The organism is Psychrobacter pygoscelis (genome assembly GCF_004335015.1).
GTDB classification, from domain to species: Bacteria; Pseudomonadota; Gammaproteobacteria; order Pseudomonadales; family Moraxellaceae; genus Psychrobacter; species Psychrobacter pygoscelis.
The window spans coordinates 1-5,663 of the sequence record NZ_RQRU01000010.1; the positions used below are offsets into that span (position 1 = coordinate 1).

2 tRNA genes and 3 rRNA genes are annotated in these 5,663 nt (G+C 48.3%); all 5 read right to left on the minus strand.

The features are described 5' to 3' along the window. Positions 1–7 precede the first annotated feature (7 nt). Positions 8–121: ribosomal RNA gene (gene rrf / locus EGV92_RS13680) — 5S ribosomal RNA — on the minus strand. A 137-nt stretch (positions 122–258) separates the two neighbouring features. Continuing rightward, positions 259–3,112: ribosomal RNA gene (locus EGV92_RS13685) — 23S ribosomal RNA — on the minus strand. A 315-nt stretch (positions 3,113–3,427) separates the two neighbouring features. Further along, a tRNA-Ala gene (locus EGV92_RS13690) sits at positions 3,428–3,503 on the minus strand. A gap of 10 nt (positions 3,504–3,513) precedes the next feature. Then, positions 3,514–3,590: transfer RNA gene (locus tag EGV92_RS13695), tRNA-Ile, on the minus strand. 158 nt (positions 3,591–3,748) lie between these two features. Beyond that, positions 3,749–5,285, minus strand: a 16S ribosomal RNA gene (locus EGV92_RS13700). The 16S, 23S and 5S rRNA genes sit together here with 2 tRNA genes alongside, the layout of an rRNA operon. Between the last annotated feature and the right edge of the window lie 378 nt (positions 5,286–5,663).

Sequence of the window (5,663 nt, forward strand, 5' to 3'; positions counted from 1 at the left end):
TATAGGGAGCTGACGATGACCTACTCTCACATGGGCGAACCACACTACCATTGGCGCTACGATGTTTCACTTCTGAGTTCGGGAAGGGATCAGGTGGTTCCATCGTGCTATTGTCGTCAGCAAAGGGGGTATAGATATGAGTTTGAAGTAATTGGTTGAGCTTAGCTTATTAAGCAATATGACTGAATCAAGCTTGTATTAGCAAGTTGATATAAAATCGTTAATTACGACACATACAATAAACCACTTGGGTGTTGTATGGTCAAGCCGATCGAGCAATTAGTACAGGTTAGCTACACGCATCACTGCGCTTCCACACCCTGCCTATCAACGTCCTAGTCTTGAACGGCTCTTAGGGGAAATCTAATCTTGAGGTAGGCTTCCCGCTTAGATGCTTTCAGCGGTTATCCCATCCGAACGTAGCTACCGGGCAATGCCATTGGCATGACAACCCGAACACCAGCGGTTCGTCCACTCTGGTCCTCTCGTACTAGGAGCAGATCCTCTCAAATTTCCAACGCCCACGGTAGATAGGGACCGAACTGTCTCACGACGTTCTAAACCCAGCTCGCGTACCTCTTTAAATGGCGAACAGCCATACCCTTAGGACCTGCTTCAGCCCTAGGATGAGATGAGCCGACATCGAGGTGCCAAACACCGCCGTCGATATGAACTCTTGGGCGGTATCAGCCTGTTATCCCCAGAGTACCTTTTATCCGTTGAGCGATGGCCCTTCCATACAGAACCACCGGATCACTAAGACCTACTTTCGTACCTGCTCGACTTGTGGGTCTCGCAGTTAAGCGCGCTTTTGCCTTTATACTCTTTGAACGATTTCCGACCGTTCTGAGCGCACCTTCGTACTCCTCCGTTACTCTTTAGGAGGAGACCGCCCCAGTCAAACTACCCACCATACATTGTCCTCGGTATTGTTATACCTGAGTTAGAACCCCAACATGACCAGGGTGGTATTTCAAGGATGGCTCCACAAATACTGGCGTATCTGCTTCAAAGCCTCCCACCTATCCTGCACAAGTCAGGTCAAAGTTCAATGTAAAGCTGTAGTAAAGGTTCACGGGGTCTTTCCGTCTAGCCGCGGGTACACAGCATCTTCACTGCGATTTCGATTTCACTGAGTCTCTGCTGGAGACAGCGCTGCCATCATTATGCCATTCGTGCAGGTCGGAACTTACCCGACAAGGAATTTCGCTACCTTAGGACCGTTATAGTTACGGCCGCCGTTTACTGGGGCTTCGATCAAGACCTTCGCATACGCTAAGCCCATCAATTAACCTTCCAGCACCGGGCAGGCATCACACCCTATACGTCCACTTTCGTGTTTGCAGAGTGCTGTGTTTTTAATAAACAGTTGCAGCAGCCTGGTATCTGCGACTGTCAATAGCTTACGGAGCAAGTCCTTCACCATCGACAGCGTACCTTCTCCCGAAGTTACGGTACCATTTTGCCTAGTTCCTTCAGCAGAGTTCTCTCAAGCGCCTTGGTATTCTCTACCTGACCACCTGTGTCGGTTTCGGGTACGATTCGTTTATGACTATCGCTTAGAAGCTTTTCCTGGAAGCATGGTATTTGCCACTTCGTCCTACAAGTAGGACTTGCTATCAGATCTCAGTATGAAATAGCCCGGATTTACCTAAGCTATAAACCTACATCCTTCCACCTGGACAACCATCGCCAGGCTGGCATAACCTTCTCCGTCCCTCCATCGCATCATAAACAAGTATTGGAATATTAACCAATTTCCCATCGACTACGCCTTTCGGCCTCGCCTTAGGGGTCGACTCACCCAGCCCCGATTAACGTTGGACTGGAACCCTTGGTCTTCCGGCGTGCGAGCTTTTCACTCGCATTATCGTTACTCACGTCAGCATTCGCTCTTGTGATACCTCCAGCATACCTTACGATACACCTTCACAGGCTTACACAACGCTCCCCTACCACTTGAAACATGTTCAAATCCGCAGCTTCGGCTCCTAGTTTGAGCCCCGTTACATCTTCCGCGCGGGCCGACTCGACTAGTGAGCTATTACGCTTTCTTTAAAGGATGGCTGCTTCTAAGCCAACCTCCTAGCTGTCTATGCCTTCCCACCTCGTTTCCCACTTAACTAGGAATTTGGGGCCTTAGCTGGCGGTCTGGGTTGTTTCCCTCTCCACGACGGACGTTAGCACCCGCCGTGTGTCTCCCGGATATCACTCATCGGTATTCGGAGTTTGCATCGGTTTGGTAAGTCGGTATGACCCCCTAGCCGAAACAGTGCTCTACCCCCAATGGTGTTCGTCCGAGGCGCTACCTAAATAGCTTTCGGGGAGAACCAGCTATCACCGAGTTTGATTAGCCTTTCACCCCTATCCACAAGTCATCCCCTGGCTTTTCAACGACAGTGGGTTCGGTCCTCCGATGCCTGTTACGGCACTTTCAACCTGCTCATGGATAGATCACTCGGTTTCGGGTCTATACCCTGCAACTAGACGCCCTATTAAGACTCGGTTTCCCTACGGCTCCCCTAATCGGTTAACCTCGCTACAGAATATAAGTCGCTGACCCATTATACAAAAGGTACGCGGTCACCCCTCAAGGGGGCTCCCACTGCTTGTACGCACACGGTTTCAGGTTCTATTTCACTCCCCTCACAGGGGTTCTTTTCGCCTTTCCCTCACGGTACTGGTTCACTATCGGTCAGTCAGGAGTATTTAGCCTTGGAGGATGGTCCCCCCATCTTCATACAGGATTTCTCGTGTCCCGCACTACTTAATATGCTTCATCTAGTATTTAAAATACGGGGCTATCACCCACTATGGCCAGTCTTCCCAAACTGTTCTTCTATACTAGAGTCCGTCGGCTCCTCCCCGTTCGCTCGCCGCTACTAGGGGAATCTCATTTGATGTCTTTTCCTCGAGTTACTGAGATGTTTCACTTCACTCGGTTTGCCTTCCAATAAATTGGAATACCTAGCTTATGCTAAGTGGGTTTCCCCATTCAGAAATCTCCGGATCATAGGATATTGCCGCCTCCCCGAAGCTTATCGCAGGCTGTCACGTCTTTCATCGCCTCTGACTGCCAAGGCATCCACCATGTGCGCTTAATTACTTGACCATACAACCCCAAAGGGTCTAATAGTCGTAATTATAACGATATCACCTTGATAATTTACGCTTGATTCAGTTCTCTTTACTTTCGATAGTAGACCCTTGGGATAACAACTGATGTCATTAAAGGTCTACTATCAGGTTAGTTGCTACACGTGAAATGTAGCTCCTAACCCAGACTCATATCTATGTTTTTAAATAATAATAACGTCTTCATCAGATCGTCATATTGTTTCTGTATAAAACAGAATGAAATAATCTATTTAATAGCTAAATTATTCGATTCTGCTTTATCTATGTTCGCATTCATCATCTCTTAAGATGGTGGAGCCAAGGAGAGTCGAACTCCTGACCTCCTGCGTGCAAGGCAGGCGCTCTACCAACTGAGCTATGGCCCCATGCAATATATGGTGGGTCTGATAAGACTTGAACTTATGACCCCCGCGTTATCAACACGGTGCTCTAACCAGCTGAGCTACAGACCCTGAGAGCCGTTAAAACAAAGCACTGCTTTGTTAGGCTCGCAAGAGAAATTTCCTTAAAGGGAAATTTCTGCCGTCTGCCTTAACGACTAAAGCTTGAATGCTAACCACGAAAACTAAAGAACAACTTGTTGTGAATTCTTGCTGACCGAATGCGTCAATAAGGAGGTGATCCAGCCGCAGGTTCCCCTACGGCTACCTTGTTACGACTTCACCCCAGTCATCGACCACACCGTGGTGAGCGCCCTCCTAAGTTAGGCTACCCACTTCTGGTGCAATCAACTCCCATGGTGTGACGGGCGGTGTGTACAAGGCCCGGGAACGTATTCACCGCGGCATTCTGATCCGCGATTACTAGCGATTCCGACTTCATGGAGTCGAGTTGCAGACTCCAATCTGGACTACGATAGGCTTTTTGAGATTCGCATCACATCGCTGTGTAGCTGCCCTCTGTACCTACCATTGTAGCACGTGTGTAGCCCTGGTCGTAAGGGCCATGATGACTTGACGTCGTCCCCGCCTTCCTCCAGTTTGTCACTGGCAGTATCCTTAGAGTTCCCGGCTTAACCCGCTGGTAACTAAGGAAAAGGGTTGCGCTCGTTGCGGGACTTAACCCAACATCTCACGACACGAGCTGACGACAGCCATGCAGCACCTGTATTCTAATTCCCGAAGGCACTCCCGCATCTCTGCAGGATTCTAGATATGTCAAGACCAGGTAAGGTTCTTCGCGTTGCATCGAATTAAACCACATGCTCCACCGCTTGTGCGGGCCCCCGTCAATTCATTTGAGTTTTAACCTTGCGGCCGTACTCCCCAGGCGGTCTACTTATTGCGTTAGCTGCGTCACTAAGGAATCAAGTTCCCCAACGACTAGTAGACATCGTTTACGGCGTGGACTACCAGGGTATCTAATCCTGTTTGCTACCCACGCTTTCGAGCCTCAGTGTCAGTATGATGCCAGGAGGCTGCCTTCGCCATCGGTATTCCTTCAGATCTCTACGCATTTCACCGCTACACCTGAAATTCTACCTCCCTCTCACCTACTCTAGCCTAACAGTTTCAGATGCAGTTCCCAGGTTAAGCCCGGGGATTTCACATCTGACTTATTAAGCCACCTACGCTCGCTTTACGCCCAGTAATTCCGATTAACGCTTGCACCCTCTGTATTACCGCGGCTGCTGGCACAGAGTTAGCCGGTGCTTATTCTGCAGCTAATGTCATCGTCTGTGGGTATTAACCACAGAGTCTTCTTCACTGCTTAAAGTGCTTTACAACCAAAAGGCCTTCTTCACACACGCGGCATGGCTGGATCAGGGTTCCCCCCATTGTCCAATATTCCCCACTGCTGCCTCCCGTAGGAGTCCGGACCGTGTCTCAGTTCCGGTGTGGCTGATCATCCTCTCAGACCAGCTACAGATCGTCGCCTTGGTAGGCCTTTACCCCACCAACTAGCTAATCCGACTTAGGCTCATCCAATAGCGAGAGCTGCAAGCAGCCCCCTTTTCCCCGTAGGGTGTATGCGGTATTAATTCGAGTTTCCCCGAGCTATCCCCCACTACTGGGCAGATTCCTAAGTATTACTCACCCGTCCGCCGCTCGACGCCTGGTAGCAAGCTACCATCGTTTCCGCTCGACTTGCATGTGTTAAGCCTGCCGCCAGCGTTCAATCTGAGCCATGATCAAACTCTTCAGTTTAATCTTGCTATGAAGCTTTTAAAGAAGCTTCTAAACTTGGCTCATTCTATTACTAGCAAATTGCTTTCGTATGTTTCATATAAATGAATTAACTTCGAGTTTCTTTGCTTATAAAGAATGATAATTTTTATAGTTAGTACAAGCCCCGAAAAGAAGCTCAACCAACTTTATTTTTTAGCATTCTAAATCAGCAAAAATCCACACAAGTTGTTCTTTAGTTTCGCTTTTAAATAGTTGACTTAGCTTGTCGTCCAAGGTAAGTTATATCTGCTAATTAAGATAAAATAATTATTTGTCTTAGTTAGCGAGCCATCCAGTATATCATGTTTTTAATATCTGTCAAGCTTTTTATTTCAATCTTTTTAATTCGTTTCATCA